Source organism: Pseudomonas sp. B15(2017) (assembly GCF_002113215.1).
In the GTDB taxonomy this organism is placed as follows: Bacteria; Pseudomonadota; Gammaproteobacteria; order Pseudomonadales; family Pseudomonadaceae; genus Aquipseudomonas.
In genome coordinates this window covers 30,391-56,792 of the sequence record NZ_NEJZ01000010.1, presented here as the reverse complement: position 1 = coordinate 56,792, position 26,402 = coordinate 30,391, and the positions used below count along the sequence as shown (strand labels likewise).

At 60.4% G+C, this 26,402-nt stretch carries 31 protein-coding genes and 1 pseudogene; 16 read left to right on the top strand and 16 right to left on the bottom strand.

What is annotated here, in order from left to right; genetic code table 11:
* Nucleotides 1-58 precede the first annotated feature (58 nt).
* Nucleotides 59-739: a leucyl/phenylalanyl-tRNA--protein transferase gene (aat, locus tag CAF73_RS16075; protein WP_085699146.1), complete on the bottom strand. Its 681-nt coding sequence runs from the start codon at nucleotides 737-739 to the stop codon at nucleotides 59-61.
* A gap of 521 nt (nucleotides 740-1,260) precedes the next feature.
* Here aat and CAF73_RS16070 point away from each other — a divergent pair.
* The 6 genes from CAF73_RS16070 (at nucleotide 1,261) to cysG (ending at nucleotide 8,780) form a co-directional block, all read left to right on the top strand.
* Complete coding sequence (locus CAF73_RS16070; protein WP_085687381.1) at nucleotides 1,261-3,669, top strand: DNA translocase FtsK; 2,409 nt, start codon at nucleotides 1,261-1,263, stop codon at nucleotides 3,667-3,669.
* Nucleotides 3,670-3,747: 78 nt separating this feature from the next.
* Nucleotides 3,748-4,368: an outer membrane lipoprotein chaperone LolA gene (gene lolA / locus CAF73_RS16065; RefSeq protein WP_011334944.1), complete on the top strand. Its 621-nt coding sequence runs from the start codon at nucleotides 3,748-3,750 to the stop codon at nucleotides 4,366-4,368.
* A gap of 24 nt (nucleotides 4,369-4,392) precedes the next feature.
* Nucleotides 4,393-5,715, top strand: a complete 1,323-nt coding sequence (locus CAF73_RS16060; protein ID WP_064597723.1) for a replication-associated recombination protein A — start codon at nucleotides 4,393-4,395, stop codon at nucleotides 5,713-5,715.
* Nucleotides 5,715-6,089, top strand: coding sequence for a fluoride efflux transporter CrcB (gene crcB / locus CAF73_RS16055; protein ID WP_085699148.1), 375 nt, complete (start codon nucleotides 5,715-5,717; stop codon nucleotides 6,087-6,089). Before CAF73_RS16060 ends, crcB begins: the two co-directional genes overlap by 1 nt.
* A gap of 15 nt (nucleotides 6,090-6,104) precedes the next feature.
* Entirely contained in the window at nucleotides 6,105-7,385 is a 1,281-nt protein-coding gene (gene serS / locus CAF73_RS16050; protein ID WP_085703231.1) for a serine--tRNA ligase, read from the top strand.
* On the top strand, nucleotides 7,386-8,780 hold the full coding sequence (cysG, locus tag CAF73_RS16045) for a siroheme synthase CysG (RefSeq protein WP_085703230.1): 1,395 nt from the start codon (nucleotides 7,386-7,388) through the stop codon (nucleotides 8,778-8,780).
* A 45-nt stretch (nucleotides 8,781-8,825) separates the two neighbouring features.
* On the opposite strand, the gene CAF73_RS16040 is transcribed toward cysG, so the two are convergent.
* From CAF73_RS16040 to CAF73_RS16005, 8 genes are all read right to left on the bottom strand, one after another.
* Nucleotides 8,826-9,827 (bottom strand): glutathione S-transferase family protein, encoded by a 1,002-nt coding sequence (locus tag CAF73_RS16040; protein ID WP_085699155.1) that lies wholly within the window; start codon nucleotides 9,825-9,827, stop codon nucleotides 8,826-8,828.
* Between the two features lie 91 nt (nucleotides 9,828-9,918).
* On the bottom strand, nucleotides 9,919-10,920 hold the full coding sequence (locus CAF73_RS16035; RefSeq protein WP_085703229.1) for a glycosyl transferase family protein: 1,002 nt from the start codon (nucleotides 10,918-10,920) through the stop codon (nucleotides 9,919-9,921).
* Nucleotides 10,917-11,252 (bottom strand): TusE/DsrC/DsvC family sulfur relay protein, encoded by a 336-nt coding sequence (locus CAF73_RS16030; protein ID WP_085699159.1) that lies wholly within the window; start codon nucleotides 11,250-11,252, stop codon nucleotides 10,917-10,919. Before CAF73_RS16030 ends, CAF73_RS16035 begins: the two co-directional genes overlap by 4 nt.
* Entirely contained in the window at nucleotides 11,249-11,542 is a 294-nt protein-coding gene (gene tusB, locus CAF73_RS16025) for a sulfurtransferase complex subunit TusB (protein WP_085699161.1), read from the bottom strand. Before tusB ends, CAF73_RS16030 begins: the two co-directional genes overlap by 4 nt.
* Nucleotides 11,542-11,898, bottom strand: a complete 357-nt coding sequence (gene tusC, locus CAF73_RS16020) for a sulfurtransferase complex subunit TusC (protein WP_085703228.1) — start codon at nucleotides 11,896-11,898, stop codon at nucleotides 11,542-11,544. The genes tusB and tusC overlap by 1 nt, the downstream gene beginning before the upstream one ends.
* Nucleotide 11,899: 1 nt before the next feature.
* On the bottom strand, nucleotides 11,900-12,292 hold the full coding sequence (gene tusD, locus CAF73_RS16015) for a sulfurtransferase complex subunit TusD (protein ID WP_085699276.1): 393 nt from the start codon (nucleotides 12,290-12,292) through the stop codon (nucleotides 11,900-11,902).
* A 100-nt stretch (nucleotides 12,293-12,392) separates the two neighbouring features.
* Nucleotides 12,393-13,094, bottom strand: coding sequence for a YoaK family protein (locus CAF73_RS16010; protein WP_085703227.1), 702 nt, complete (start codon nucleotides 13,092-13,094; stop codon nucleotides 12,393-12,395).
* A gap of 24 nt (nucleotides 13,095-13,118) precedes the next feature.
* The gene (locus tag CAF73_RS16005) at nucleotides 13,119-13,448 is read right to left on the bottom strand and encodes a DUF6388 family protein (protein WP_085703226.1); all 330 of its coding nucleotides are present in this window, start codon (nucleotides 13,446-13,448) and stop codon (nucleotides 13,119-13,121) included.
* 135 nt (nucleotides 13,449-13,583) lie between these two features.
* Here CAF73_RS16005 and CAF73_RS16000 point away from each other — a divergent pair, with 135 nt between their 5' ends.
* The gene (locus CAF73_RS16000; RefSeq protein ID WP_085699169.1) at nucleotides 13,584-13,934 is read left to right on the top strand and encodes a hypothetical protein; all 351 of its coding nucleotides are present in this window, start codon (nucleotides 13,584-13,586) and stop codon (nucleotides 13,932-13,934) included.
* A gap of 64 nt (nucleotides 13,935-13,998) precedes the next feature.
* On the opposite strand, the gene CAF73_RS15995 is transcribed toward CAF73_RS16000, so the two are convergent.
* Nucleotides 13,999-14,424 (bottom strand): N-acetyltransferase, encoded by a 426-nt coding sequence (locus CAF73_RS15995; RefSeq protein WP_085703225.1) that lies wholly within the window; start codon nucleotides 14,422-14,424, stop codon nucleotides 13,999-14,001.
* A 137-nt stretch (nucleotides 14,425-14,561) separates the two neighbouring features.
* Here CAF73_RS15995 and CAF73_RS15990 point away from each other — a divergent pair, with 137 nt between their 5' ends.
* The 4 genes and pseudogenes from CAF73_RS15990 to CAF73_RS15975 all read left to right on the top strand — a co-directional run bounded on the left by CAF73_RS15990 (nucleotide 14,562) and on the right by CAF73_RS15975 (nucleotide 17,658).
* The gene (locus tag CAF73_RS15990) at nucleotides 14,562-14,999 is read left to right on the top strand and encodes a hemerythrin domain-containing protein (RefSeq protein WP_085703224.1); all 438 of its coding nucleotides are present in this window, start codon (nucleotides 14,562-14,564) and stop codon (nucleotides 14,997-14,999) included.
* 223 nt (nucleotides 15,000-15,222) lie between these two features.
* Nucleotides 15,223-15,858: a lytic polysaccharide monooxygenase auxiliary activity family 9 protein gene (locus CAF73_RS15985; RefSeq protein WP_007958235.1), complete on the top strand. Its 636-nt coding sequence runs from the start codon at nucleotides 15,223-15,225 to the stop codon at nucleotides 15,856-15,858.
* A gap of 40 nt (nucleotides 15,859-15,898) precedes the next feature.
* Nucleotides 15,899-16,924, top strand: a pseudogene (locus CAF73_RS15980) (chitinase); the annotation flags it as partial.
* Between the two features lie 143 nt (nucleotides 16,925-17,067).
* The gene (locus CAF73_RS15975) at nucleotides 17,068-17,658 is read left to right on the top strand and encodes an NUDIX domain-containing protein (protein ID WP_085703222.1); all 591 of its coding nucleotides are present in this window, start codon (nucleotides 17,068-17,070) and stop codon (nucleotides 17,656-17,658) included.
* Here the strand turns inward: CAF73_RS15975 and CAF73_RS15970 are convergent.
* The gene (locus CAF73_RS15970) at nucleotides 17,655-18,170 is read right to left on the bottom strand and encodes a methylated-DNA--[protein]-cysteine S-methyltransferase (protein ID WP_085699179.1); all 516 of its coding nucleotides are present in this window, start codon (nucleotides 18,168-18,170) and stop codon (nucleotides 17,655-17,657) included. The two genes, CAF73_RS15975 and CAF73_RS15970, sit on opposite strands and share 4 nt — an antisense overlap.
* 136 nt (nucleotides 18,171-18,306) lie before the next feature.
* Between CAF73_RS15970 and ggt the strand changes: the two genes are divergently transcribed.
* Nucleotides 18,307-20,034 (top strand): gamma-glutamyltransferase, encoded by a 1,728-nt coding sequence (gene ggt, locus CAF73_RS15965; RefSeq protein ID WP_085703221.1) that lies wholly within the window; start codon nucleotides 18,307-18,309, stop codon nucleotides 20,032-20,034.
* Nucleotides 20,035-20,099: 65 nt separating this feature from the next.
* A complete protein-coding gene (locus CAF73_RS15960) occupies nucleotides 20,100-20,633 on the top strand; it encodes a cysteine hydrolase family protein (RefSeq protein WP_085703220.1) in 534 nt (177 codons plus the stop codon).
* 121 nt (nucleotides 20,634-20,754) lie between these two features.
* On the opposite strand, the gene CAF73_RS15955 is transcribed toward CAF73_RS15960, so the two are convergent.
* Nucleotides 20,755-21,027 carry a DUF3630 family protein gene (locus tag CAF73_RS15955; protein WP_085703219.1) on the bottom strand — a complete coding sequence of 91 codons (273 nt, stop codon included), beginning with the start codon at nucleotides 21,025-21,027 and terminating at the stop codon, nucleotides 20,755-20,757.
* Nucleotides 21,028-21,084: 57 nt separating this feature from the next.
* The gene (locus CAF73_RS15950; RefSeq protein WP_085703310.1) at nucleotides 21,085-21,726 is read right to left on the bottom strand and encodes a TetR/AcrR family transcriptional regulator; all 642 of its coding nucleotides are present in this window, start codon (nucleotides 21,724-21,726) and stop codon (nucleotides 21,085-21,087) included.
* A 124-nt stretch (nucleotides 21,727-21,850) separates the two neighbouring features.
* Between CAF73_RS15950 and CAF73_RS15945 the strand changes: the two genes are divergently transcribed.
* Nucleotides 21,851-22,303, top strand: a complete 453-nt coding sequence (locus tag CAF73_RS15945) for a GNAT family N-acetyltransferase (RefSeq protein WP_085703218.1) — start codon at nucleotides 21,851-21,853, stop codon at nucleotides 22,301-22,303.
* 123 nt (nucleotides 22,304-22,426) lie between these two features.
* Nucleotides 22,427-23,041, top strand: coding sequence for a hypothetical protein (locus tag CAF73_RS15940; protein WP_085699189.1), 615 nt, complete (start codon nucleotides 22,427-22,429; stop codon nucleotides 23,039-23,041).
* 51 nt (nucleotides 23,042-23,092) lie between these two features.
* Here CAF73_RS15940 and CAF73_RS15935 read toward each other — a convergent pair whose 3' ends face one another.
* Both CAF73_RS15935 and CAF73_RS15930 read right to left on the bottom strand, forming a co-directional pair.
* Nucleotides 23,093-23,638 carry a hypothetical protein gene (locus CAF73_RS15935; RefSeq protein WP_085703217.1) on the bottom strand — a complete coding sequence of 182 codons (546 nt, stop codon included), beginning with the start codon at nucleotides 23,636-23,638 and terminating at the stop codon, nucleotides 23,093-23,095.
* 75 nt (nucleotides 23,639-23,713) lie between these two features.
* On the bottom strand, nucleotides 23,714-24,010 hold the full coding sequence (locus CAF73_RS15930) for a hypothetical protein (RefSeq protein ID WP_085699193.1): 297 nt from the start codon (nucleotides 24,008-24,010) through the stop codon (nucleotides 23,714-23,716).
* A 174-nt stretch (nucleotides 24,011-24,184) separates the two neighbouring features.
* Between CAF73_RS15930 and CAF73_RS15925 the strand changes: the two genes are divergently transcribed.
* Entirely contained in the window at nucleotides 24,185-25,630 is a 1,446-nt protein-coding gene (locus tag CAF73_RS15925) for a SulP family inorganic anion transporter (RefSeq protein WP_085699195.1), read from the top strand.
* Nucleotides 25,631-25,756: 126 nt separating this feature from the next.
* Here CAF73_RS15925 and CAF73_RS15920 read toward each other — a convergent pair whose 3' ends face one another.
* Nucleotides 25,757-26,281: a carboxymuconolactone decarboxylase family protein gene (locus tag CAF73_RS15920; RefSeq protein ID WP_085703216.1), complete on the bottom strand. Its 525-nt coding sequence runs from the start codon at nucleotides 26,279-26,281 to the stop codon at nucleotides 25,757-25,759.
* Between the last annotated feature and the right edge of the window lie 121 nt (nucleotides 26,282-26,402).

The window sequence follows — 26,402 nt, the reverse complement described above, 5'->3', positions numbered from 1 at the left end:
ATCAACCCTCAAGGGTAAGCTGGTGAAATTAAGTGTAAGCCACGCGCGCAAAAGTCGCTCAGCAAACCCAGGTTGCATGATTGGGTTGGTCGAGGTGCCGGGCCAGGTATTCGGCGAATGTCTGCCGTGAAATGGCCCGGGCGCCGAGGCTGTGCAGGTGATCGGTAGGCATCTGGCAGTCAATCAATACGAAACCCGCTTCTTTCAGATGTTGCACCAGCGTCGCAAAACCGTACTTGGAGGCATTGTCCGCGCGGCTGAACATCGACTCACCGAAGAACAGTTGCCCCATCGCCAGACCGTACAGGCCGCCGACCAGTTCGCCCTCATCCCAGACTTCCACTGAATGAGCAAAGCCGCGTCGATGCAATTCGACATAAGCGTCCTGCATCGCTTCGGTGATCCAGGTGCCGTCGGCGTAATCCCGGGGAGCGGCACAGGCACGGATTACCGCTTCGAAATCCTGATCGAAGGTCACTTGATAACGCTGTTTGCGCATCAATTTTCCGAGGCTGCGCGAGACGTGCAGTTCGTCGGGAAAAAGTACGGTGCGCGGATCCGGCGACCACCAGAGAATCGGCTGACCTTCGGAAAACCATGGAAAGCAGCCGTGGCGATACGCCTGGATCAGGCGATCGGCGGACAGGTCGCCACCGGCCGCCAGCAATCCGTTGGGATCGCGCATGGCCTTATCCAGTGGCGGGAAAGTCAGTGAATTGCGTTGTAACCAAGTCAGCATGGCGTCCGGGCTTGCAGAAGGGGAGGGCGGTGGGCGCTGGGCCCGCGGTAAAGTGTGCCGGGAAATGACGCGAATGTCCTCCGTTGCAGTGGGATGATTGGGCTGCTGCAACTTGAGCATCCGGATGCGGTCGTAATCGGGCGCAACACCGCTGCGGGCAAGGTGACCGATGCCAATGTGTGGCGCTCAGGGGGGATGAGGCGCGAATGCTTCGCTACGTTCATCAAATACACCTCATAAGCCTTTGTCACAAAAGACAATGCATGCTCAAATTGAACGCCGGGCCTTGTGCCTTTGGCTATGCTTGAACCAGGGGCCGCGAAGCATGGCGTCGAACGCGCAAACCCGTACAATGCCGGGCTGTTACAGAATATTCGCCGCGTGCCGTGTTTATAAAAGGCGGGGCGCAGTGTTAAAAGTAGTCTCCGTTGCGCCCGTCATTTTTTTACCTGCCTGGATCGGGCAGTTTTTTATCGTCATTCAATAGATGGACGCGCCTCTGGCGCAGGAAAAGAAGCGTTTTGAAGAAATCCACGGAAGCACCAAAAACAGTCGTTCCGCTCTGGCGTCAACAGTTGCACTACCGGCTCAAGGAAGGTGCATTGATCGCCATCGGCGCCTTGTGCCTGTTCCTGATGATGGCGTTGCTGACTTACGGCAAGGACGATCCAGGCTGGAGCCACAACAGCAAGATCGACGATGTGCAGAACTTCGGCGGTCCGGCCGGCTCCTACAGCGCCGACATCCTGTTCATGGTGCTGGGTTACTTCGCGTATATCTTCCCGTTGCTGCTGGCGATCAAGGCGTATCAGATCTTCCGTCAGCGTCACGAGCCATGGCAGTGGAGCGGCTGGCTGTTTTCCTGGCGCCTGATTGGCCTGGTGTTCCTGGTGTTGTCCGGCGCCGCGCTGGCGCACATCCACTTCCACGCGGCCACTGGTTTGCCCGCTGGTGCCGGCGGTGCGCTGGGTGAAAGCCTCGGTGACCTGGCCCGCAATGCTCTGAACATACAGGGCAGCACTTTGCTGTTTATCGCGCTGTTCCTGTTCGGGCTGACGGTGTTCACTGACCTGTCGTGGTTCAAGGTGATGGACATCACCGGCAAGATCACCCTCGACCTGTTCGAACTGTTCCAGGGCGCGGTCAACCGCTGGTGGTCGGCGCGTACCGAGCGCAAGCAACTGGTCGCGCAATTGCGTGAAGTCGACGATCGAGTGCATGACGTGGTTGCACCGACCGTCACCGACAAGCGCGAGCAGGCCAAGGTCAAGGAGCGTCTGATCGAGCGCGAGCAGGCCCTGAGCAAGCACATGTCCGAGCGCGAGAAACAGGTGCCGCCGGTCATCGCCCCGGCCCCGGTCAAGGCGCCGGAGCCGAGCAAGCGCGTGCAGAAAGAGAAACAGGTGCCGTTGTTTGTCGACAGCGCCGTCGAAGGCACCTTGCCACCGATCTCGATTCTCGACCCTGCGGAAAAGAAACAACTCAATTATTCGCCCGAATCCCTGGCGGCGGTCGGCCACTTGCTGGAGATCAAGCTCAAGGAATTCGGCGTCGAAGTCACCGTGGATTCCATCCATCCCGGCCCGGTCATTACCCGTTACGAAATCCAGCCTGCTGCAGGCGTGAAGGTCAGCCGTATCGCCAACCTGGCGAAAGACCTTGCACGTTCGCTGGCCGTGACCAGCGTCCGGGTGGTGGAAGTGATTCCTGGCAAGACCACGGTCGGTATCGAAATTCCCAACGAAGACCGACAGATCGTGCGCTTCTCAGAAGTGCTGTCGACATCCGAATACGACAACTTCAAGTCGCCGGTCACTCTGGCCCTGGGCCACGACATCGGCGGCAAGCCGGTCATCACCGACCTGGCGAAGATGCCGCACTTGCTGGTAGCCGGTACCACCGGTTCCGGTAAGTCGGTGGGCGTGAACGCGATGATTCTGTCGATCCTGTTCAAGTCCGGCCCGGACGACGCCAAGCTGATCATGATCGACCCGAAAATGCTTGAACTGTCGATCTACGAAGGCATTCCGCACCTGCTGTGCCCGGTCGTGACCGACATGAAGGACGCCGCCAACGCCCTGCGCTGGAGCGTTGCCGAGATGGAGCGTCGCTACAAGCTGATGGCGAAGATGGGCGTGCGAAACCTGTCCGGCTTCAACGCCAAGGTCAAGGAAGCCCAGGACGCCGGCGAACCGCTGAGCGATCCGCTGTACAAACGCGAAAGCATCCACGACGAAGCGCCGCTGTTGCAGAAGCTGCCGACCATCGTTGTGGTCGTGGACGAGTTTGCCGACATGATGATGATCGTCGGCAAGAAGGTAGAAGAACTGATCGCCCGTATCGCCCAGAAAGCGCGTGCGGCCGGTATCCACCTGATCCTCGCGACCCAGCGGCCGTCGGTGGACGTGATCACGGGTCTGATCAAGGCCAACATCCCGACGCGGATGGCGTTCCAGGTATCGAGCAAGATCGACTCCCGAACCATCATCGACCAGGGCGGCGCCGAACAATTGCTTGGTCACGGTGACATGCTCTACATGCCGCCGGGCACCAGTCTGCCGATCCGGGTTCATGGCGCATTCGTGTCCGACGATGAAGTTCACCGGGTGGTAGAAGCCTGGAAACTGCGCGGCGCACCGGAATACAACGACGACATCCTCAACGGTGTCGAGGAGGCGGGCAGTGGTTTCGAAGGCAGCAGCGGCGGCGGAGACGGCGACGATCCGGAAGCCGACGCGCTGTACGACGAAGCCGTGCAGTTCGTACTGGAAAGTCGCCGCGCCTCCATCTCCGCTGTGCAGCGCAAGCTGAAGATCGGTTACAACCGTGCCGCGCGCATGATCGAAGCCATGGAAATGGCCGGGGTCGTGACGTCCATGAACACCAACGGTTCCCGCGAAGTTCTGGCCCCTGGCCCGGTACGCGACTGATTCGATACCCTGATCCAAATGCAATGGACGGTGCATGAAGCGCCGTCCACTTTCCCACGAGTATTCAAGAGGACTCCCATGCGTCTTATCCGCATGTTGCTGCCGGTACTGGCTCTGACCACCCTCACGGCTCACGCCGATGACAAGGATGTGGCTCGCCTGACCCAATTGCTCGAAACATCCAAGACTCTGACTGCCAACTTTTCCCAACTGACCCTCGACGGCAGTGGCACCCAGTTGCAGGAAACCACCGGCGACATGACCCTGCAGCGTCCGGGCCTGTTCTACTGGCACACCAATGCGCCAGCCGAGCAGACCATGGTGTCCGACGGCAAGAAAGTCACCCTGTGGGACCCGGATCTGGAACAGGCCACCATCAAGAAGCTCGATGAGCGCCTGACTCAGACTCCAGCCCTGTTGCTGTCCGGCGACGTATCGAAGATCAGCCAGAGCTTCGACATCACCGCCAAAGAGGCCGGTGGCGTGATCGACTTCACCCTGAAGCCGAAAACCAAGGACACCCTGTTCGACAGCCTGCGCCTGTCGTTCCGCAACGGTCTGGTCAATGACATGCAACTGATCGACAGCGTCGGCCAGCGCACCAACATCCTGTTTACCGGTGTGAAGGCCAACGAAGCGGTCCCGGCATCGAAGTTCAAGTTCGACATCCCGAAGGGTGCCGATGTGATCCAGGAATAAACACAGAGGTTTCAACGGTTCGTGATGGATCTGTTTCGCAGTGCACCGATTGCCCAGCCACTGGCCGCCCGTTTGCGGGCGACCAATCTGGATGAGTACGTCGGTCAGGAACACGTGCTCGCTCGCGGCAAGCCTTTGCGCGAAGCACTGGAGCAGGGTGCCCTGCATTCGATGATCTTCTGGGGCCCGCCAGGCGTGGGCAAAACCACGCTGGCGCGGTTGCTGGCGGAAGTCTCGGATGCGCACTTCGAAACGGTCTCGGCAGTTCTGGCCGGGGTCAAGGAGATCCGTCAGGCGGTGGAAATTGCCAAGCAGCAGGCCGGCCAGTACGGCAAGCGCACGATTCTGTTTGTCGATGAAGTGCACCGCTTCAACAAGTCTCAACAGGACGCCTTCCTGCCGTACGTTGAAGACGGCACGCTGATCTTCATTGGCGCCACCACCGAAAACCCTTCTTTCGAACTGAACAATGCATTGCTGTCGCGGGCGCGGGTCTACGTGCTCAAGAGCCTCGACGAAGCGGCGTTGCGCAAACTGGTGCATCGCGCGCTGACCGAAGAGCGTGGTCTGGGCAAGCGTCATCTGACCCTCAGCGATGAAGGCTTCCAGATGTTGCTGTCCGCCGCCGATGGCGATGGCCGGCGCCTGCTGAACCTGCTGGAAAATGCCTCGGACCTGGCCGAAGACCACAGCGAAATGGGTACCGAGTTGCTGCAGAGCCTGCTCGGCGACACTCGCCGGCGTTTCGACAAGGGCGGCGAAGCGTTCTACGACCAGATTTCCGCGCTGCACAAGTCAGTGCGCGGTTCCAATCCTGACGGCGCGTTGTACTGGTTTGCGCGAATGATCGATGGCGGCTGCGATCCGCTTTACCTGGCCCGGCGCGTAGTGCGCATGGCCAGTGAAGATATCGGCAACGCCGATCCTCGCGCCCTGAGCCTGTGCCTGGCCGCGTGGGAAGTGCAGGAACGTCTTGGCAGCCCGGAAGGTGAGTTGGCCGTGGCCCAGGCCATCACCTATCTGGCGTGTGCGCCGAAAAGCAACGCGGTGTACATGGGCTTCAAGACCGCGCTGCGCGCCGCCGCCGAGCATGGTTCACTGGAAGTGCCGCTGCACCTGCGCAATGCGCCGACCAAATTGATGAAGCAATTGGGCTACGGCGACGAATATCGTTACGCCCACGACGAACCGGATGCTTACGCGGCCGGCGAAGACTATTTCCCGGAAGAACTCGACCCGATTCCGTTCTACCAACCGGTGCCCCGTGGCCTGGAGTTGAAGATCGGCGAAAAGCTCAATCATCTCGCCCAACTTGATCGTTTAAGCCCCCGGCAGCGGAGAAAATAGTGGTTCCATTGATCGTTGCAGTCTCCGTCGGCGGGATGGCCGGCACCTTGTTGCGCTTCGCCACCGGCAATTGGGTCAACGCCAATTGGCCGCGGCACTTCTATACCGCGACGCTGGCCGTTAATATCGTGGGCTGCCTGCTGATTGGCGTGTTGTACGGCCTGTTTTTGATACGCCCGGAAGTGCCGATCGAGGTACGTGCCGGGTTGCTGGTCGGCTTCCTCGGGGGGCTGACGACTTTTTCATCCTTTTCACTGGATACGGTGCGCCTGCTGGAAAGCGGGCAGGTGCCGCTGGCCCTGGGCTATGCGGCCATCAGCGTATTCGGCGGGCTGCTCGCGACCTGGGCCGGCCTGTCCCTGACCAAACTTTGATAACGAGAAACCGACATGCTCGATCCCAAACTGTTACGTAGCAACCTTCAGGACGTAGCGGACCGCCTGGCTTCCCGTGGCTTTGCCCTGGATGTCGCGCGCATCGAAGCGCTGGAAGAACAGCGCAAGACTGTCCAGACCCGCACCGAAGCACTGCAGGCTGAGCGTAACGCGCGTTCCAAATCCATCGGTCAGGCCAAGCAGCGCGGCGAAGACATTGCGCCGCTGATGGCGGACGTCGAGCGCATGGCGGGCGAACTGAGCGCCGGCAAAGTCGAACTGGACGCGATCCAGACCGAACTGGATTCGATCCTGCTGGGCATCCCGAACCTGCCGCACGAATCGGTACCGGTCGGCGAGGACGAAGACGGCAACGTCGAAGTCCGTCGCTGGGGCACTCCGACCGCTTTCGATTTCCCGGTTCAGGACCACGTGGCCCTGGGCGAGAAGTTCGGCTGGCTCGACTTCGAAACCGCCGCCAAGCTGTCTGGCGCCCGTTTCGCCCTGCTGCGCGGCCCGATTGCCCGTCTGCATCGCGCGCTGGCGCAGTTCATGATCAACCTGCACGTCACCGAGCACGGCTATGAAGAGGCCTACACGCCTTATCTGGTTCAGGCCCCGGCGCTGCAAGGTACCGGTCAACTGCCGAAGTTCGAAGAGGACCTGTTCAAGATCGGTCGTGAAGGCGAAGCCGATCTGTATCTGATCCCGACCGCCGAAGTGTCTCTGACCAACATCGTCGCCGGTGAAATCGTCGATTCGAAACAGCTGCCGATCAAATTCGTCGCCCACACTCCGTGCTTCCGCAGCGAAGCCGGCGCGTCGGGTCGTGACACCCGCGGCATGATCCGTCAGCACCAGTTCGACAAGGTCGAGATGGTCCAGATCGTCGAGCCGTCGAAGTCGATGGAAGCGCTGGAAGGCCTGACCGCCAACGCCGAGAAGGTCTTGCAACTGCTGGGTCTGCCATACCGTACCCTGGCGCTGTGCACCGGCGACATGGGCTTCAGCGCGGTCAAGACTTACGACCTGGAAGTGTGGATTCCGAGCCAGGACAAATACCGCGAAATCTCGTCGTGCTCCAACTGCGGCGACTTCCAGGCCCGCCGCATGCAGGCGCGTTTCCGCAACCCGGAAACCGGCAAGCCTGAGCTGGTGCACACCCTGAACGGTTCCGGCCTGGCGGTCGGTCGTACTCTGGTGGCCGTGCTGGAAAACTACCAGCAGGCCGACGGTTCGATCCGTGTGCCGGACGTGCTGAAGCCGTACATGGGTGGCCTTGAGGTCATCGGCTAAATGAAATATCTGCCGCTGTTTCACAACCTGCGCGGCAGTCGTGTGTTGGTTGTCGGTGGGGGGGAGATTGCCTTGCGCAAGTCCCGCCTGCTGGCCGATGCCGGTGCGCTGCTGCGGGTGGTTGCACCTGAAATCGAAGCGCAACTGCGCGAACTGGTTGCCGCCAGCGGTGGCGAATGCCTGCTGCGTGGCTACGCCGAAACGGATCTGGACGGTTGCGGGCTGATCATTGCCTCCACCGATGACGAAGCGTTGAACGCGCAGGTCTCCGCCGATGCTCATCGGCGTTGCGTACCGGTCAATGTGGTGGATGCGCCAGCGTTGTGCAGCGTGATCTTCCCGGCAATTGTCGATCGTTCGCCGCTGATCATCGCGGTCTCCAGTGGCGGCGATGCGCCGGTGCTGGCCCGGTTGATCCGCGCCAAGATCGAAACCTGGATTCCTTCGACCTACGGCCATCTGGCCGGTCTGGCCGCACGGTTTCGCGATCAGGTCAAAGGCCTGTTTCCCGATGTGCAGCAACGTCGCGGTTTTTGGGAGGACGTGTTCCAGGGGCCGATTGCCGATCGCCAGCTGGCTGGGCAGGGCGCCGAGGCCGAGCGTCTGTTGCAGGCGAAAATCGACGGCGAAGCGAGCGTAACCACCGGCGAGGTTTATCTGGTGGGCGCAGGGCCGGGCGATCCGGATCTGCTGACCTTCCGCGCCTTGCGTCTGATGCAGCAAGCCGATGTGGTGCTGTACGACCGCTTGGTGGCTCCGGCGATTCTTGAGCTTTGCCGCCGCGATGCCGAGCGGGTCTACGTCGGCAAGCGACGCGCCGATCACGCCGTGCCGCAGGATCAGATCAACCAGCAACTGGTGAATCTGGCCAAGGCCGGCAAGCGCGTGGTGCGGTTGAAGGGCGGGGATCCGTTCATCTTCGGCCGTGGCGGCGAAGAGATCGAGGAACTGGCGGCCCATGGCATCCCGTTCCAGGTGGTGCCGGGCATCACGGCGGCCAGCGGTTGCGCGGCGTATGCCGGGATTCCTCTGACTCATCGCGATTACGCGCAGTCGGTGCGTTTCGTCACCGGCCACCTGAAGGACGGTTCCAGCGATCTGCCATGGGCCGACCTCGTCGCGCCGGCGCAGACGCTGGTGTTCTACATGGGCCTGGTGGGGTTGCCGATCATTTGCGAGCAGTTGATCAAGCATGGTCGTGCAGCCGAAACGCCGGCCGCGCTGATCCAGCAGGGCACCACGGTCAATCAGCGGGTCTTCACCGGCACGTTGGCCGACCTGCCGCGTCTGGTGGCGGAGCATGAAGTGCATGCGCCGACGCTGGTGATCGTCGGCGAAGTGGTGCAACTGCGCGAGAAACTGGCCTGGTTCGAGGGCGCTCAGGGTCAAATCTGACGACTCTGAAGGGATTGTTCCCACGCTGTGGGAACAATCCTGCTTTCAACCTCTGCGCCAGATCCCTTTCCCGCTCAACCGGTTCCGGTCATGGGCAACAGTGAAATCCTGCTTCGGCCCCTTCGGCACAACTCCGGTCGGGTTGATGGTCTTGTGGCTGCCGTAGTAGTGATTCTTGATGTGCTGGAAATCCACGGTCTCGGCAATGCCCGGCCACTGGTACATCTCCCGCAGCCAGTTCGACAGGTTCGGATAATCGCTGATCCGCCGCAGATTGCATTTGAAGTGCCCGTGGTACACCGCGTCGAAACGAATCACCGTGGTGAACAGACGCACGTCCGCCTCAGTCAGGTATTCGCCCGTCAGATAACGGTTGGCGCCCAGAACCTGCTCCAGATGATCCAGTTCGGCAAACACATCGTCGAACGCCTCTTCATAGGCTTTTTGCGAGGTGGCGAACCCGGCGCGATACACGCCGTTGTTCACGGCAGGGTAGATCCGCTCGTTCAGCGCATCGATCTCGCCGCGCAATGGCGCCGGATAGAAGTCCAGATCGTTGCCGGTCAAGTCATCGAAGGCACTGTTGAACATGCGGATGATCTCCGCCGATTCGTTGCTGACGATACGTTTCAGTTTCTTGTCCCATAGCACCGGTACGGTGACGCGGCCGGTGTAGTCGGCGGTGTCGGCGGTGTAGCGCTGATGCATGAAATCGAAGTGGTCGAGTTTGTCGCCGGTCGAACCGAGGTTCTGGTCGAAGGTCCAGCCGTTTTCCAGCATCAGCCAGCTGACGACTGACACGTCGATCAGGCTTTCCAGGCCCTTGAGCTTGCGCAGGATCAGCGTGCGATGAGCCCATGGACACGCCAGGGAGACGTAAAGGTGATAACGCCCGGCTTCGGCGGCAAAACCGCCTTCACCGCTCGGGCCCGGCTCGCCGTTGCGAGTGACCCAATTGCGGCGTTGCGCCTGTTCACGCTGGAACGCGCCGTCCTTGCTGCTTTCGTACCACTTGTCCTGCCAGCGGCCGTCGACGAGTAAACCCATGATCAAGACTCCATAAACCAATATTCGTTGGAGCCGAGTCTATTCCGATGAGTTCGAACAAAAAGCGCAAAGATCGGGCGTTAATGATCGGTTAAATCGATTTGTCCCGCGCAGCCCAGTATTTCTCGGCGGTTTCGAAAGCCTGTTCACGGGAGTGGCCAAGGCCACGAAGTGCCAGCGCCATGGTCGAAATCAGCGCCATTTGCGGGTAGCTGTCGACCACATCGCCGCGCCAGACCGCCTTCAGATGCTCGACATCCAGCGACGCCGGTTTGACATGACGCTGCGTCGACAGTTGCGGCCATTCCTCGTCCCAGCTCTCGCCGCCGGTGGTGCCGTACAAGTGACTGTCGGCATCCGGGTTGATCTCGATTTCGCCGCCGTCACCCTTGATCACGATCGCCGTGTCACCGAGCAGGCCGCAGGCATCGCGATGCACCGCTTGGTAGCCGGGGTGGAAAATACTCTGCAGGCCGCAACGCGCGCCCAGTGGATTGAGGATTCGCGCCAGCGAATGGATCGGCGAGCGCAGACCCAGGGTATTGCGCAGGTCGATCATCCTTTGCAGCTGCGGCGCCCAGTCCACCAGTGGCATGAACGCCAGGCCACCGTTATCCAGCGCCGCACCGACTTGCTGCCAGTTGCGGCACAGCGGAATGTTCAGCTCACCGAGCAACTGTTCGGAATACAAACGCCCGGCGGTGTGGGCGCCACCCCCGTGCATGAAGATGCGCACGCCGTTCTGCGCCAGGCACTTGGCAGCCAGCAGATACCACGGCAGGTGACGCTTCTTGCCTGCGTAGGTCGGCCAGTCCAGATCGACGTCCAGTGCCGGTGCCTGCAAGCGTTCACGCAGAGCTTCGGTGAAGCCGGCCATTTCCTCGGCGCTTTCTTCCTTGTGCCGCAGCAACATCAGGAACGCGCCGAGCTGGGTTTCCTCGACCGCTTCATCGAGCACCATGCCCATGGCTTGCCGGGCTTCCTCGCGGGTCAGGTCTCGGGCGCCGCGCTTGCCCTTGCCGAGGATACGCACGAACTGGGCGAACGGATGCTCGGCGGGCGTTTCGAGGGTCAGCGCTGGATAGTCGGTCATAGGCAATTCGTCGGTTTGGGCAGGCCCGCCAGTTTCGCGGCGAGTTTGGCAGGGGTGCCTTTGAACAGTCGGTTCAGGTGCAGGCTGTTGCCTTTCTCCGCGCCGAGTTTGAGCGCGGTGTACTTGATCAGCGGCCGGGTGGCCGGGGAGAGCTGGAATTCGGCATAGAAGCTGCGCAGCAGCTCGAGGACTTCCCAGTGTTCCGGGCTCAGTTCGATGTCTTCGGCAGCGGCGAGGGCGCTGGCGACTTCGGCCGACCAGTCGTTGAGGTCGACCAGAAAGCCGTCCTTGTCCAGTTCAATGGCGCGAGCGCCGACGGTCAGCGCACTCATAGCCAGCTGTTGACCTTGGCGTGGTGGATCGACAGCTCGACGAAGGCCGGGTAATCGATGGCTTCGGCCCAGTCCGGAACCTGCACGGCGCGGGCTTGCGCATCTTCGGCCAGCACGAACAATTTCACCTTGCGGAATTCCAGCGCACTGAACGGCGCAGTGCCGGGTTGTAGCGCATAAGCGGCATCGCCACACAGCAACAACGCATCGCTGGCACCCAGCAGACGCAGGCAACTGGTCAGGCGTTCGTCGCCGAACGGGGAATGGGACAACACATGCAGAGTCGACATCAGAGGGTGATCACCTGGTCGTAACGGTCAATGAGGGCGGTGATTTGCTCGGCGGCCAAAGGCTGCGCCTCGTCCAGCGAACGATTGACGAGGCCGCGAGCACTGGCGCTGTCGGCGCAGTAGAACAGCTCTTCGACACCGAACATCGGCAATGCTTGCAGGTTGGCGCTCAGGTCTTTCTGTTGCAGGGCCTTGGCATTCTGCCCGGCGGCGAGTTGCAACACACCGTCGTCGAGAAACAGCAGGCCGATCGGCAGATCGAACGCGCCACCGGCCAGCACGATGTCCAGCGCTTCGCGGGCGCCGGGGCCGGACCACGGCGATTGACGGCTGATAATCAGAAGGGACTTGGCCATGTCATGCGCCTCCGAAACAGATCAGGCGGTCGGCATCCTGCACCGCGTCATGCAACTGACCGAGGCCGGACAATTCCCACGGTGCGCTGACTGCCACGGCATCACGCTGATAACGTCCGGCTTCCTCGGCATTCAACACGCCACGGCGCAGGGCCGCGGCGATGCACACCACGCCGTCGAGGTTTTGTTCGGTGATGAAGGTTCGCCACTGCTTGGGCAGGTCCAGTTCGTCCTGCGGCGTGACTACGGCGTCGGACGCGTTGTGGACCCCGTCCTGATAGAAAAACAGCCGGACAATCTCATGCCCGCCGGCCAGCGCAGCCTGGGCGAACAGCAGGGCGCGGCGCGAGGACGGCGCATGGGCGGCGGAAAACAGCGCAATGGCGAACTTCATGACGGACTCGATCAGCAAAACTGCGGCCATGATAAAGCTTTCTCGGCGGGGCGGCGAAGTCGATGTTTCCCGCGCCCGTCTCGATGCGAACAGGAGGTTGTCAGCGCGGCATGTAGCCCAACTGCCAGCGCCGCGGAATTTTCAGGGTCAGCAGCCCCAGAACGCCAGCAAACAGTGCGCTGACCAACATCGCCTTGAGCCCCAGATGATGTTCCAGCACCGCCCCCAGAATGGCCCCGACCAGCATCCCGCTCCACGGCACCAGTTGCACCCGCCAGCCACTTCGCCGTTCGCCTAGCACCCACCGCCCCAATCCCCGGCCGAATCGTGACAGTGCGCCGGTGACATACGTCAGCCCGACCGGCAGACCGTTCACTTCTTCCACCGCCGCGTTGAGCATGCCCATCGCAATAATCGCCGCCAGCAGGGCCGGCAGTTGCGTGTCAAAGGGCCAGGCTGCCAAACAGAGCAGAGCGGCGATGGACAGCAGCAATGGCAGCGCCCGTCGTCCACCCAGTCGGCTGACCACGACACCCAGGGCATTGCCGACAATGAACGTCGCCACCAGCAGGATCAGCCTCAATGTCAGTCCGCTGTCACCCTCGCTGATCGCCACTGCCAGTCGCGTTGTGTTGCCGCTCATGAAGGAAACGAAATCGCCGCTGGCCATGAAGCCGATGGCGTCGGTCATGCCGGCCAATACCGACAGACAGGCAACCAGCGCCAGGCCAACACGGCCGCGCCATTTCTGTATGTGAAGGTGTCCGGGGCTGGCGCGGTGGGTCGAGGTGGAAGGCAGCATCGAGGCAGCATCCTTGTGCAGGGGTTACGGTTCTATGCCATACAGATCGCAATATTCCAGCCAGTCCATCCCGGCCATTTCCGCCACTTCGCGATGCACTTCCAGGCGTTGCGCCTGATACTCCTCGGGCGTCGCGGCGGTGAGCTGCAACGTCAGTTCCCAGGCAAACAACCCTTGGCTTTCGGCCTCGGCTTCGAAAGCTTCGTGCAGCCGTTCTTCGCGGTACTGCGCCTGGGTTTCGCCCTTGGCCTGGGCCAGTAGCGGGTTGAGGTGGTCGAGGGTTTCGCGCAGTTCCGCATGCGCATCGAGAAACAGTTTCAGGGCCTGTTCGTGTCGCTGTTCAGTAGGCGCCATGGGCTTTCCTTGTAAGGCTGATGACCGTTAATGTGCCGCAGCGGCCGGCATGTGTCGCGCTCTAAATGCAGTAAAGCAGAACGTTTTTTGGCGTTGCGGTGATACAGTCCGCTTTTTTCCGAATGAGCGAATGCAATGCGAATGCTGATGGTGGCGCTGGCGGCAACCCTGCTGGCCGGTTGCGCGGGTTCGGCGATGGAAGACGCCCGCACGCAAACCCCTTACAAGACCCTGAATTCGGACAAGCCCGAAAAAGACGTGGCGCGGTGCGTTCAGTTCGCCTGGCAGGACGAAGCGGTGTTCGGCGTGGACGCGGCGGCGTATCTGCAACCGGGCAAGAAGGGCGGTTCGACGGTCTATACGCGCTCGGCGGAGTCGTTTGTCGACTTGACCACGGAGGCGTCCGGCACCGTGCTGAATTACTACGCGCAGAAGGATGATTTTGTGGCCAAGCGCCGCTTGGCGGCACTGGCAACCTGTCTGTAACGAGGCAGCTGGATGCGTTGACGCTACGCGCCCCGCGCCAGCCTGCGGGCGAGGGGCGCTGAATTCAATCAATCAAGCGCTTCTGGAAGAAATGCCGCTTGTGCCCCAGCGGGTAATCCGCAATCTCGCCACACTCGATATACCCCAGTTTTTTGTAGAACCCGGGCGCCTGAAAATCAAAGGTATCGAGCCAGATCCCTACGCAGTCTTTTTCCCGGGCGAATTCCTCGACCATCTGCATCAGCTTCGAGCCGATCCCCTGTCCCCGACCCTCTTCCGGCACCGCCAGCAACTCGATAAACAGCCACCGATAGAACGTGTGCCCATAAAGGCCACCGAGGATCGCGTCATTATCATCGCGCACCAGCAGAGCAACCGGTTCGTACAGCGAAGGCCCGGCCTTGGCGATGTTATGGGAACGCAGGGGCGCCAGGATGGCTGCGCGCTGTTCTTCGGTGGGGTCTTGTGACAGCTCGATCCGCAACGTCATGTTGTCTTCCTTGTAGTAATGAATCGGCAGCCTATCGCGCCGCAGCCGATTCAGGCAAACGCTTGGAACCGTCGCTGTTGTGCCGGGGTCTAGCCCTTTAGGGCGTCCATCCGGAACGCGTTTGCCTGGGAGATTCCATGAACATTTTCGAAGCCCTTCGTGAAAGCCACGACCGTCAGCGGACCTACGCGAAATCGTTGATCGAGACCAGCGGTGACACCCCGGAAAGGGTCGAGGCCTACAAGCGGTTGAAGGCTGAGTTGCAGGCCCACGAAACGGCCGAAGAGCGCCACTTCTATATCCCGCTGATGGAGTTCGACAACGGTGTCGACCTCAGCCGCCATGCCATTGCCGAACACCATGAAATGGACGAGATGATGGAAGAACTCGACGAGATCGAGATGTCCAGTCCGGCCTGGCTGGCCACGGCGAAAAAGCTTTCGGAGAAAGTCCATCACCACCTGCAGGAAGAAGAGCAGAAGTTCTTCCAGATGGCCGGCAAGCTGCTCGACGACAAGCAAAAGGAACAGCTCGCCGGGCAATATGAAAAGGAGTTCAAGGCACAGCTTTCCTGAACCGCTGAATGCAGGTTTTTGCAATAACGCGGTGTAGTCCTTTTGCCATGCGTTGAGTGAGCCTCATCGCAATGCACTGTGTTTATATACAGTGTTTTCGGCGTTTTTCGAATTTCGTCGAGGCAGACTGCGACAAAACCGCCGATGGACAAAAAATCCTCCTCCGTTAGCTTGAAGGCCTCTCCTTGGACAGGAGAGTTCTTAAATCAACGGAGTGAAAAACATGAATCAACCACAAGCTCAAACTCAACTGCGACACGGTCGCGTCATTTCCCCTGCAAGCCGCGGTGCGGTGGCCATCGAGCAAGGATTGCTCGGCGGCTGGCAGGTCAATGAAATGGAAGGCGGCAAGAACTTCCCGGCACTCGCGGCCGGCCCGTTTCCCGCGCCATTCGAAAGCGACAATCCGAGCGTCGTGCCGCCCGCTGACGGCTATATTCTCAGTGGCGGCAAAAACGACGCACGTGATTGCGTGAACTTCACCGCAGAAGAAATGAGCAAGAAACTCGGACGTCCGTTCTCCTGGCCGCTGCTCAATGTCACCCCCGGCCAGACCCTTGAGGTCAAGTGGGAGTACACCGCGCCGCACACCACCCGCGGTTACCGCTGGCTGATCACCAAGGATGGCTGGGACCCGAAACAACGCATCACGCGAGCGCAACTGGAGGCGCAGCCGTTCGCCGAGGATTTCTATCCGCAAGTGCCTTATTACAGTCACTCGGCGGAATTGAAAGCCAAGGTCAACCACGCCGTGAAACTTCCCGGCAACAAGCAGGGGCATCACGTCATTGTCCTGATGTGGATCGTCGCCAACACCGGCAACGCCTTCTATCAGGCCTTCGATGTGGACTTCAAATAAGCCCGCAACATCAAACCCGCAGGTTCTGAAGGATTAGAACATGTCAAACATCGACTTCACCCTATTGAAAAACCAGGCCAGCGACGCGGCGTCGCTGATGCCGACACTTGCCGGCAAGAAGATCCTCATGGGCTTCTGGCACAACTGGCCAGCCGGACCGAGCGATGGTTACCAGCGCGGCCAGTTCGCCAACATCGCTCTGGAAAACGTGCCGAAGGAATACAACGTGGTCGCGGTGGCCTTCATGAAGGGCAGCGGGATTCCGACCTTCAAGCCGTTCAACGTCTCCGATGCCGAGTTCCGCCGTCAGGTTGGCGTGCTCAACAGTCAGGGGCGGGCCGTGCTGATTTCCCTGGGCGGTGCCGATGCGCACATCGACTTGCGCGCCGGCCAGGAGCAACCGCTGGCCAATGAAATCATCCGTCTGGTGGAAACCTACGGCTTCGACGGCCTGGACATCGATCTTGAACAGAGCGCGATTGATTTCGCTGCCAACAAGGCCGTCCTGCCCGCCGCACTGAAACTGGTCAAGGATCACTACGCCGGCCAAGGCAAGCATTTCATCATCAGCATGGCGCCGGAGTTTCCGTACCTGACCACCTCCGGCAAATACGTCGGTTACTTGCAGGCGCTGGAAGGTTATTACGACTTCATCGCTCCGCAGTTCTATAACCAGGGTGGCGACGGGGTCTGGGTGCCGGAAGCCAATAACGGCAATGGAGCGTGGATCGCCCAGAACAACGATGCGATGAAAGAGGACTTCCTCTATTACCTGACCGAAAGCCTGGTGACCGGCACTCGCGGTTTCACGAAGATCCCGGCGGACAAATTCGTCATCGGCCTGCCGGCCAACGTCGATGCCGCTGCCACCGGTTACGTGATCGACAAGACCGTGGTTGGTAACGCGATGAAACGCCTGGCGGTCAAAGGGCATCCGATCAAGGGGCTGATGGCCTGGTCGGTGAACTGGGATAACGGCACCAGCAAGGATCGCGTGTCGTACAACTGGGAGTTCAGTCGGCGTTATGGACCGCTGATTCACGGGGCGCCGTCTGCGGCGCAGGGCACTGATGCAGCAACCATGAACGTGGCTCATCAGTAGTCAATGAAGTAAAAGCCCGGTAGCGCTGCCGGGCTTTTTTTCGTCGGCGGTTCGCATCATTTCACCTACCATGGCCATCTTCCGAATGACAAAAAGGATCAGGCGTCATGTCCAACACAACCGAGCGGGTCAACATCGTCGATACCCAGGTGTTGTCCCACGACTGGTATCTGCTGAAGAAAATCACCTTCGACTATCGCCGCAACAACGGTGACTGGCAGCGTCAGACGCGCGAGGTCTACGACCGTGGCAATGGCGCGGCGATTCTGCTGTTCAACCGCGAGCAACGCACCGTGGTGCTGACCCGACAATTCCGCCTGCCGGTGTTCGTCAACGGTCACGACGGTTTGCTGATTGAAGTGGCGGCCGGGTTGCTTGAAGGTGCGGCGCCTGAGCAGCGCATCCGTGACGAAGCCGAGGAAGAAACCGGCTACCGCGTGCATGACGTGAAGAAGGTGTTCGAGGCCTACATGAGTCCCGGCTCGGTGACCGAGAAGTTGCACTTTTTCATCGCCGAGTACGATGCCTCGTCAAAGGTCAGTGAAGGGGGCGGTCTGGAAGAGGAGACCGAAGAACTTGAAGTGCTGGAGTGGCGTTTCGACGACGCGCTGGCGGCGTTCCAGCGTGGTGAGATCTGCGATGCCAAGACCATCATGCTGCTGCAATATGCGGCGATGAATAACCTGTTTGGCGGTTAAAACAGATCACCGGTTTTGCCAATGTCCGACCACTGGCCACCCTCAAGGGTCAGCAAGCGCTCCTTGGCTTCCAGGCCTCCGGCAAACCCGGTCAGTTTTCCTGATGCGCCGATGACTCGATGGCACGGCGCGATGATCGAAATCGGATTGCGCCCGTTTGCCGCGCCGACCGCACGCACCGCGCTCGGATGGCCGATCTGTTCGGCGATCTGGCGGTAGGTGCGGGTTTCGCCAAACGGAATGGTCAGTAGTGCGGCCCAGACTTTTTTCTGGAACTCGGTGCCGGCAAAGTCCAGCTCCAGATCGAACGCGTTTCGCGTGCCTGCAAAATATTCTTCCAGCTGTCGCGCGGTTTTCATCAACACCGGGTTGTCCGGTGCCTCGCTCATCGGTCCGAGGCGCACCCGGTTCGGTTTGTCGTTTTCCCAGAGGATGGCGGCCAGACGTGAACCGTTCGCGACCAGCTTCAACTCACCGACGGGCGAGGGCAGGGTGATGAACGTGTAGGCCATGGAAAAAACTCCGGTACGGGGGCGAAAACTGCGCCCAGCATACTGCCGGATCGGGGAGGCGCAAACCGTAAACGCGACCATACTGGCTGATGCTCTTGAAGCGCTTTCCTACCTTATAAAAAGAAGAGACCGACTCATGAAGTACGAACCTTTTGCCAAATCGCTGATTGCGACCTCATTGGCGCTGAGCTGCCTGATGGCCCACGCCGCTTCGGTTGCCCCGGTTGCCGCCGAAAACGGCATGGTGGTCACCGCCCAGCACCTGGCCACTCACGTGGGCGTCGACGTCTTGAAAAGTGGTGGCAACGCGGTGGATGCGGCGGTCGCCGTGGGTTATGCACTGGCGGTGGTTTACCCGGCGGCGGGTAACCTCGGTGGCGGTGGTTTCATGACCATTCAACTGGCGGACGGACGCAAGACCTTCCTCGACTTCCGGGAAAAAGCCCCGCTGGCCGCAACGGCCAACATGTACCTGGACAAGGACGGCAACGTCATTCCGGACCTGAGTACCCGTGGCCACCTCGCGGTGGGCGTTCCGGGCACCGTGTCCGGCATGGAGCTGGCGCTGAGCAAGTACGGCACCAAACCGCGCAAGGACATGATTGCCCCGGCGATCAAGCTGGCGGAAGAAGGTTTCGAGCTGCAACAGGGCGACGTCGAACTGCTGGAGTACGCTACCGACGTGTTCAAGAAGGACATCAAGGATTCCGGCGCGATCTTCCTGAGCAACGGCGAGCCGATGCAGGTCGGGCAGAAACTGGTGCAGAAGGATCTGGGCAAAACCCTGCGCACCATTTCCGAAAAAGGCGCCGATGGCTTCTACAAAGGCTGGGTGGCCGACGCCATCGTGACGTCCAGCCAGGCCAACAAGGGCATCATCACCCAGGCCGACCTCGACAAATACAAGACCCGCGAACTGGCCCCGGTGGAGTGCGACTATCGTGGCTACCACGTTGTGTCGGCACCACCACCGAGCTCCGGCGGGGTGGTGATCTGCCAGATCATGAACATTCTCGAAGGCTACCCGATGAAGGATCTGGGCTTCCATTCGGCCCAGGGCATGCACTACCAGATCGAGGCGATGCGCCACGCGTACGTGGATCGCAACAGCTACCTGGGCGACCCGGACTTTGTGAAAAACCCGATCGAGCACCTGCTGGACAAGAACTACGCAACCAAACTGCGTAACGCGATCCAGCCGCAGAAGGCCGGCGTGTCGGCGGAGCTCAAACCCGGTGTCGCACCTCATGAAGGCAGCAACACCACGCACTACTCAATCGTCGACAAATGGGGCAACGCAGTCTCGGTCACCTACACCCTCAACGACTGGTTCGGCGCGGGCGTGATGGCGAGCAAGACCGGGGTGATCCTCAACGATGAAATGGACGACTTCACTTCCAAGGTCGGCGTGCCGAACATGTACGGCCTGGTGCAGGGTGAAGCCAACGCTATCGCCCCGGGCAAGGCGCCGCTGTCATCGATGAGCCCGACCATCGTCACCAAGGACGGCAAGGTGGTGATGGTGGTCGGTACGCCGGGCGGCAGTCGCATCATCACCGCGACGTTGCTGACCATGCTCAACGTCATCGACTACGGCATGGGCCTGCAGGAGGCGGTCGACGCGCCGCGCTTCCACCAGCAGTGGATGCCGGAGGAAACCAACCTCGAAGACTTCGCCGCCAGCCCCGACACGAAGAAGATCCTCGAGAGCTGGGGCCACAAGTTCGCCGGGCCGCAGGACGCCAACCATATCGCCGCGATTCTGGTCGGTGCACCGTCGCTGGGTGGCAAACCGGTCGGCAAGAACCGCTTCTACGGCGCCAACGATCCACGGCGCAACACCGGGTTGTCATTGGGTTACTGAGCGGAGTAAAAAGGGGCGGGCACACGTCCGCCCCTGTCTCAAGGACCGATCAAGGAAGGCTCACCATGACCACCGCATTGCTGATCATCGATGTCCAGCGCGCCCTGTGCGCAGGCGAGTACGAGTGCCACGACGCCAAGCGGGTAATCGACACCATCAACGGCCTCAGCGCCCGCGCCCGCAAGTCGGGCATTCCAGTGGTGCTGATCCAGCACAGCGAAAAGGACAGCCCGTTCGCTCACGGTGCCGAAGGCTGGCAACTGGCTGAAGGACTGGAAACCGCGCCCGGCGATTTGCGCGTCGACAAGACTGCCAACGACTCGTTCTACCAGACCAACCTGCAGAAACTGATCCCCCGGGAGGACTTCGACCGCCTGGTGATCTGCGGTATGCAAACCGATTACTGCGTCAACGCCACCGTGCGTCAGGCCCATCAGCTGGGGTACGACGTGGAACTGGCGGCCGACGCCCATACGACGGTCGACAACGGCAACATGAGCGCCGAAGACATCATCGCCGAGTACAACAAGGATTGGGCGCATCTGAGCGGTTCCGTGGCGCGGATCGATGTGAAGCCGGCGGCCCAGATTACGTTCTGATGGGTTATCACAGTCATTGTGGGAGCGAGCTTGCTCGCGATGGCATTCGTTCAGTCACCGATGATGTTGAATGTGCTGCCCTTATCGCGAGCAAGCTCGCTCCCACACTGACGCGTGTGAATCACGCCATTTGCAACCGCCGCACCACGGCCTGAAACCGCTCCGACGCTACCCACTGGGGATCCGCATCCTCCACAAGCAACATGATCCCCAGGTAATGCTCCAGGTGCAGGGTAATCACCTGACCATCGACCGCCAGGTCCCAGTAACACTGATCCAGACCGCTGGCCTGGGTTGTCCAGGTTCCGCTCAGCGTCTGCTGGAGCTCATCGGCGATACGCTTGAAGGATTCTGTGTCCGAACTGCCCGACAAGTGAATATCTGACTCGGCCATGTGTTGCTCCTTGAATGACGTCGGGAATAAGCGAAGGCATACTGCGACCGCCTGAAATCAAGTCGCAAACATCAACCTGCGAACATCGCTCACCGGCTCGGACACCGCACCGCTCAGCACCAACCGCGTAATCGTCTCCGCCGCCAACGCATAGTCCTCATCCTGCGGCACTTCCCGCCCGGTGATGCGCCCCATCTGCCAGCCAATATTGGTGTAGGTGCGCGTCGCCGACCAGATGAAGAGCATTAAATGCTCGGGATCGACCGGCGCCAGCAGCCCACGGTCGATCCAGCTGCGCAGGCATTCGACATTGCGCCGGGCTTCGCCGTGCAGCAGGTCGCGGCATTCGTCGGGCAGTTGGCGACCGCCGAGCAGCAACTCGCCGCTGAACACTTTGGCAATTGCCGGATATTCGCGGGCGATGCGTATGCGGGCGGCGACGTAGGCGCGCAGGCCGATCAGCGGATCGTCACTTTCGCGCAGTACCGCCGAGGCTTCCAGCAACGGTTCGATAAAGCCGAGCAGCACTTTGCCGTAGAGGTTTTCTTTGCTCTGGAAGTAGTAATACAGGTTGGCTTTGGGTACACCGGCGCGAGCGGCGATGTCGCGGGTCTGGGTCGCGTCGAAGCCGTTGGCGGCGAATTCCTCGCTGGCGGCGGCCAGGATCAGTTGCTGGTTGCGTTCGCGGATGCTGCTCATGGACGGCATGAAGGTTCTGGCCATTGCGGGTTCGCAATATACAAAACTATATAGCGATTGGACCAGCGAACTTGTTCTTCAGCGCTATGCTGGTATCAGTTTCGGTAACCTCAGGAAAATGACAATGCCCCTTCAGGCACTGCGCGCCACGACGAGTCACCTCGACGCGGTGGCGAAGCTGTTCGACGCCTATCGTGGTTTTTATGGCCAGCCGTCAAATCTCGAGCAATCGCGGGCCTTCATCGCCGAGCGCATGACCGGCAATGAATCGGCGATTTTTCTGGTTGAGGATGAAAGCGGTGAGGCGCTGGGATTCGTCCAGCTATACCCGACGTTCTCTTCGATAGACGCCCACCGAACCTGGCTGCTCAGCGACCTGTTCACCACGCCGGCCTCTCGGGGCCGTGGAGTCGGGCGGCTATTGATGAACACCGCCCGCGACTTTGCCGTCAATACCGGCGCCAAAGGGCTGGTGCTGGAAACCGCCACCGACAATTTCACCGCCCAGGGTTTGTACGAATCACTTGGCTGGGTGCGTGATACGGCCTATTACACGTACACCCTCGATTTGCGTTAAAGCTGAATCGGCTTTTTCAGGTTTTTCCCGAATCAGGTCTTTCCCCGAACGTAGACCATCACTAGAATCCGCCCCCGGCGCTCCGCAATGGAGGCTCTTTGATATCATTTTAGGGACGACATCATGCAATTCGGGAAAATCCTTGCGCTGGGTCTGGTGCTCGCGCTGGGTGGCTGTGCCAGTTTCACCAAGGACGAAGTGGCCCCGGTCACGCTGCCATCGATGGCCAGCTATGCCAACAAGCCAAATGTCTATGTGGATTTCGACTTCTACCAGGGCGAGCCGAAAAGCGCTTCCGCCGTGGAAATGCCGCAAGCTCGGGAGATGCTCAAACCGCAATTGCAAACCGTCCTGAAGGATTCCGGTTTGTTCGGTCGTGTCACCTTCGACCAGTTCGAGAAGCAGCCAGGTGATTACAGTCTGCGTCTGAAGATGTACAACCATCCACCGAATGGCGGTCAGATGGTGCTGGCGTTCATCAGTGGCCTGAGCATGACGATCATTCCGGCCTACGCCACCGACCAATACACCATGAGCCTGGAAACTCTCGATCAGCAAGGCCAGCCGTTGTCCACCGCCAGCAACCATGACGCGGTCGGCACCTGGATGGGCATCTGGTTCCTTCCGCTGGCGTTCAATACGCCAAAAGCGGCGGTGACCGATACGTTCACTCGGCAGGTCAATGCGTTGCTCAAGGAGTGGGCCGACAGCAACCGTCCGAAATATTCGGGTATCTGACGCACGCCAGCAGCAAAAAAAAGAGCCGCAATCGCGGCTCTTTTTTTGCCCTTACTTCAGGGCCTGGATGAACTGTGGATCGCTGTACAGATTCTTCAGCAAGTCCTGCAGCATCGGGTTGTAGGCGTTGGTCGCGTTGGGGATCGCGATAAAGCCGAAAAAGCTGCTGTTCCACTGATGGCTGACATCTTTGGTGGCGTCGTACACCACATCGTTGCCATTGCGCAGGGTGAAGCGCGCAGCGATGGTGCCGTCACCTGTGCCCATGCCGGCGTTCAACTGGTTTTTCACCACCAGCACTTGCAGATGACGCGTCGCCTGCGGATCAAGCAGACCGGCCTTGCGCAGTTCTTCGGTGATTGCGTCCTGGATATGCGCCGGGATGCTGCCTGTCGGCGACTTGATCGGGTTGGCGCGGACCATCAACGAGCCTTCGCCCGATTCGGCGGTGACCTGCGGATTGCTGATCGCGTGCAGCGGCGGGGTTTGCTTGAGCTTTTGAACGTTGTCGAAGCTTGGCTCGTAGCGGGTCATGGTCATGCCACAGCCTTGCAGGAGCAGAGCAAACAGCGGGACCAACAGCAGCGATTTTTTCACGGCAGTTCCTTGCGCGTAGAAGAGGGGGGCGAATTATGGGCAGAGTGCCATCATTGGGCAACTGTCTTCGCCGCCTCATTCACGTTGCCGCAACAAGCCCTCGATCTGCGCCAGTTCCCAGGTACTTAACAGGCTCACCGGATCGGTGCCGAAACGCTGCCGGGTGTCGAGGGTCCATTGGCGGCCGTCCGGGCAAAAACAATCAGCGCAGTGATGCAGGCGCTGGCCGTCGAAGTCCAGCTGCAAACGCCAGCCTTCGATTTCGACCGACACCCGATCCGCTCGCGCGCTCGTCACCCGCAAGGTACACACGCCCAACGCGGCATCGCGCAATCGCTGGCAAACTTCGCGGCTGGTCAATTCGGTCGGCATCCTGGGCTCCATAGCCTGAAACAGCGCGTCAGCATAGAGCGCACGCCAGCGGATGTCAGCGATCACTGGCCCACGCCGGTGCATTTGCGTAACATCCGCAACCCTCTTTTTCCGCGGCGCTCTTGTGCGCAAATGCATGCGGCCGCGCCCGTCGACCGCTCTGTCAGGTAAGCCATGAAACCGATTCGTCTGCGCGCCGATGTCCTGGCCGGACTCACCACCTCGTTTGCCCTGTTGCCCGAATGCATTGCGTTTGCGCTGGTGGCTCATCTCAATCCGCTGATGGGCCTGTACGGCGCCTTCATCATTTGCACGTTGACCGCGTTGTTCGGTGGCCGGCCGGGCATGGTTTCCGGGGCCGCCGGTTCGATGGCGGTGGTGATCGTCGCGCTGGTGGTGCAGCACGGTGTGCAGTATCTGCTGGCGACGGTATTGCTCGGCGGTTTGATCATGATGGCGTTCGGTCTGTTGCGACTGGGCAAACTGGTGCGCATGGTGCCGCACCCGGTGATGCTCGGGTTCGTCAACGGTCTGGCGATCATCATTGCGCTGGCGCAACTGGAGCATTTCAAGAGCGGTGAGCAGTGGCTCAGCGGCACGCCGTTGTACCTGATGACCGGGCTGGTGCTGCTGACCATGGCCATCGTCTATGTATTGCCGCGCCTGACCCGGGCTGTGCCGCCAGCGCTGGTGGCGATCCTCGGTGTCGGTTTGCTGGTTTATGTGCTCGGTCTGCCGACCCGTACCCTCGGCGACATGGCGCACATCGCCGGCGGCTTGCCGACGTTCGCCTTGCCGGACATTCCGTGGACACTGGACACCCTGCGCATCATCGCGCCTTACGCGATTCTGATGGCGCTGGTCGGCCTGCTGGAAACCCTGCTGACCCTCAACCTCACCGACGAAATCACCGAAACCCGTGGCTACCCGGATCGCGAGTGCGTGGCGCTGGGTGCGGCAAACGTAGTCTCCGGCGCGTTCGGCGGCATGGGTGGTTGCGCAATGATTGGCCAGACTGTGATCAACCTCAGCTCCGGCGGACGCGGACGCTTGTCCGGCGTAGTGGCGGGTGTGTTGATTCTGCTGTTCATCCTGTTTCTGTCACCGCTGATCGAGCGGATTCCGCTGGCGGCGCTGGTGGGGGTGATGTTCGTGGTGTCGCAACAGACTTTCGCCTGGGCGTCATTGAGGGTGCTGAACAAAGTGCCGCTCAACGATGTGCTGGTGATCATCGCGGTAACGACCATCACCGTGTTCACCGACCTGGCCACGGCGGTCTTGTGCGGGATCATTATCGCGGCGCTGAATTTTGCCTGGCAGCAAGCGCGCGAGCTGTACGCCGACGAACATCTGGAAGCGGACGGCAGCAAACTCTATCGCCTGCACGGCACGCTGTTCTTTGCCTCGACCACGCCGTTCCTCAATCAGTTCGACCCGGCCAACGACCCGCAGCGGGTGACGCTGGATTGCCGGCACCTGAGCTTCGTCGATTACTCGGCCATCGCGGCGCTGAAAACCCTGCGTGAACGCTACGCCAAGGCCGGCAAGCAGTTGCAGGTGTTTCACCTGTCCGAGCGCTGCAAGAAGTTGCTGAAACGCGCCGGGGTCGATCACGACTGACGCGTCCTACGCAGTACAAAATTCAATGTGGGAGCGAGCTTGCTCGCGATAGCGGAGTATCAATCGACAAAGATGCCGACTGATCCACCGCCATCGCGAGCAAGCTCGCTCCCACAGTTTTTTGCATTACGCTGGATTTTCAATGGCGGGGAAGTCGATGTCGGTCAGCGCCACGTTGTTCAGGTAGTTGGTGAGGGTCTGCGCGGAGACGATGGCGATCACTTCGATGATCTTCTTGTCGTCGATGCCGGCAGCGCGGGCGGCGGCGATCTGTTCATCGCTCAGATGACCACGGGTTTCGGTCAGTTGATGGGCGAGGGTGGCAAAAGCATTCAATCGACCGTGACGTGCTTCGATGATTTCCTCTGCTGCCAGCCCGGCCTTGCTGGCGAACAGGGTGTGCGCCGCCAGGCAATAATCGCAACCGTTGACTTGCGAGGTGGCCAGATACACCGCCTCTTTTTCCTTGGCGCTCAGGGACGTTTTGCCCAAGGTTGCCGAGATTTGTACGTAGGCATCCAGCGCAACGGGCGCGGTGGCCAGGGTCTTGAACATATTGGGCAGGAAGCCGATTTTTTTCTGCACGCCTTCAAGTGTCGGGCGAGTGGCGTCGGTGGCGGTTTCGAGGCTGAGAGGGGCGATGCGGCTCATGGTGATTCTCCAAAAGTCCGGTGCGAAGTGCGCCGGGGATGGAGTGAATGCTACGGAACGCGGCTGGTGCTTTGGGTGCAAATCGTCGAGGATATGCGACAGATCGTCCAAACCTGTCGTT

Coding starts and splice junctions, on each gene's coding strand:
- aat (WP_085699146.1), bottom strand. CDS start 739: ATGCTGACTTGGTTACAACGCAATTCACTGACTTTCCCGCCACTGGAT.
- lolA (WP_011334944.1), top strand. CDS start 3,748: ATGCGTCTTATCCGCATGTTGCTGCCGGTACTGGCTCTGACCACCCTC.
- CAF73_RS16060 (WP_064597723.1), top strand. CDS start 4,393: ATGGATCTGTTTCGCAGTGCACCGATTGCCCAGCCACTGGCCGCCCGT.
- serS (WP_085703231.1), top strand. CDS start 6,105: ATGCTCGATCCCAAACTGTTACGTAGCAACCTTCAGGACGTAGCGGAC.
- cysG (WP_085703230.1), top strand. CDS start 7,386: ATGAAATATCTGCCGCTGTTTCACAACCTGCGCGGCAGTCGTGTGTTG.
- CAF73_RS16040 (WP_085699155.1), bottom strand. CDS start 9,827: ATGGGTTTACTCGTCGACGGCCGCTGGCAGGACAAGTGGTACGAAAGC.
- CAF73_RS16035 (WP_085703229.1), bottom strand. CDS start 10,920: ATGACCGACTATCCAGCGCTGACCCTCGAAACGCCCGCCGAGCATCCG.
- CAF73_RS16030 (WP_085699159.1), bottom strand. CDS start 11,252: ATGAGTGCGCTGACCGTCGGCGCTCGCGCCATTGAACTGGACAAGGAC.
- tusB (WP_085699161.1), bottom strand. CDS start 11,542: ATGTCGACTCTGCATGTGTTGTCCCATTCCCCGTTCGGCGACGAACGC.
- tusC (WP_085703228.1), bottom strand. CDS start 11,898: ATGGCCAAGTCCCTTCTGATTATCAGCCGTCAATCGCCGTGGTCCGGC.
- tusD (WP_085699276.1), bottom strand. CDS start 12,292: ATGAAGTTCGCCATTGCGCTGTTTTCCGCCGCCCATGCGCCGTCCTCG.
- CAF73_RS16010 (WP_085703227.1), bottom strand. CDS start 13,094: ATGCTGCCTTCCACCTCGACCCACCGCGCCAGCCCCGGACACCTTCAC.
- CAF73_RS16005 (WP_085703226.1), bottom strand. CDS start 13,448: ATGGCGCCTACTGAACAGCGACACGAACAGGCCCTGAAACTGTTTCTC.
- CAF73_RS16000 (WP_085699169.1), top strand. CDS start 13,584: ATGCGAATGCTGATGGTGGCGCTGGCGGCAACCCTGCTGGCCGGTTGC.
- CAF73_RS15995 (WP_085703225.1), bottom strand. CDS start 14,424: ATGACGTTGCGGATCGAGCTGTCACAAGACCCCACCGAAGAACAGCGC.
- CAF73_RS15990 (WP_085703224.1), top strand. CDS start 14,562: ATGAACATTTTCGAAGCCCTTCGTGAAAGCCACGACCGTCAGCGGACC.
- CAF73_RS15985 (WP_007958235.1), top strand. CDS start 15,223: ATGAATCAACCACAAGCTCAAACTCAACTGCGACACGGTCGCGTCATT.
- CAF73_RS15975 (WP_085703222.1), top strand. CDS start 17,068: ATGTCCAACACAACCGAGCGGGTCAACATCGTCGATACCCAGGTGTTG.
- CAF73_RS15970 (WP_085699179.1), bottom strand. CDS start 18,170: ATGGCCTACACGTTCATCACCCTGCCCTCGCCCGTCGGTGAGTTGAAG.
- ggt (WP_085703221.1), top strand. CDS start 18,307: ATGAAGTACGAACCTTTTGCCAAATCGCTGATTGCGACCTCATTGGCG.
- CAF73_RS15960 (WP_085703220.1), top strand. CDS start 20,100: ATGACCACCGCATTGCTGATCATCGATGTCCAGCGCGCCCTGTGCGCA.
- CAF73_RS15955 (WP_085703219.1), bottom strand. CDS start 21,027: ATGGCCGAGTCAGATATTCACTTGTCGGGCAGTTCGGACACAGAATCC.
- CAF73_RS15950 (WP_085703310.1), bottom strand. CDS start 21,726: ATGAGCAGCATCCGCGAACGCAACCAGCAACTGATCCTGGCCGCCGCC.
- CAF73_RS15945 (WP_085703218.1), top strand. CDS start 21,851: ATGCCCCTTCAGGCACTGCGCGCCACGACGAGTCACCTCGACGCGGTG.
- CAF73_RS15940 (WP_085699189.1), top strand. CDS start 22,427: ATGCAATTCGGGAAAATCCTTGCGCTGGGTCTGGTGCTCGCGCTGGGT.
- CAF73_RS15930 (WP_085699193.1), bottom strand. CDS start 24,010: ATGCCGACCGAATTGACCAGCCGCGAAGTTTGCCAGCGATTGCGCGAT.
- CAF73_RS15925 (WP_085699195.1), top strand. CDS start 24,185: ATGAAACCGATTCGTCTGCGCGCCGATGTCCTGGCCGGACTCACCACC.
- CAF73_RS15920 (WP_085703216.1), bottom strand. CDS start 26,281: ATGAGCCGCATCGCCCCTCTCAGCCTCGAAACCGCCACCGACGCCACT.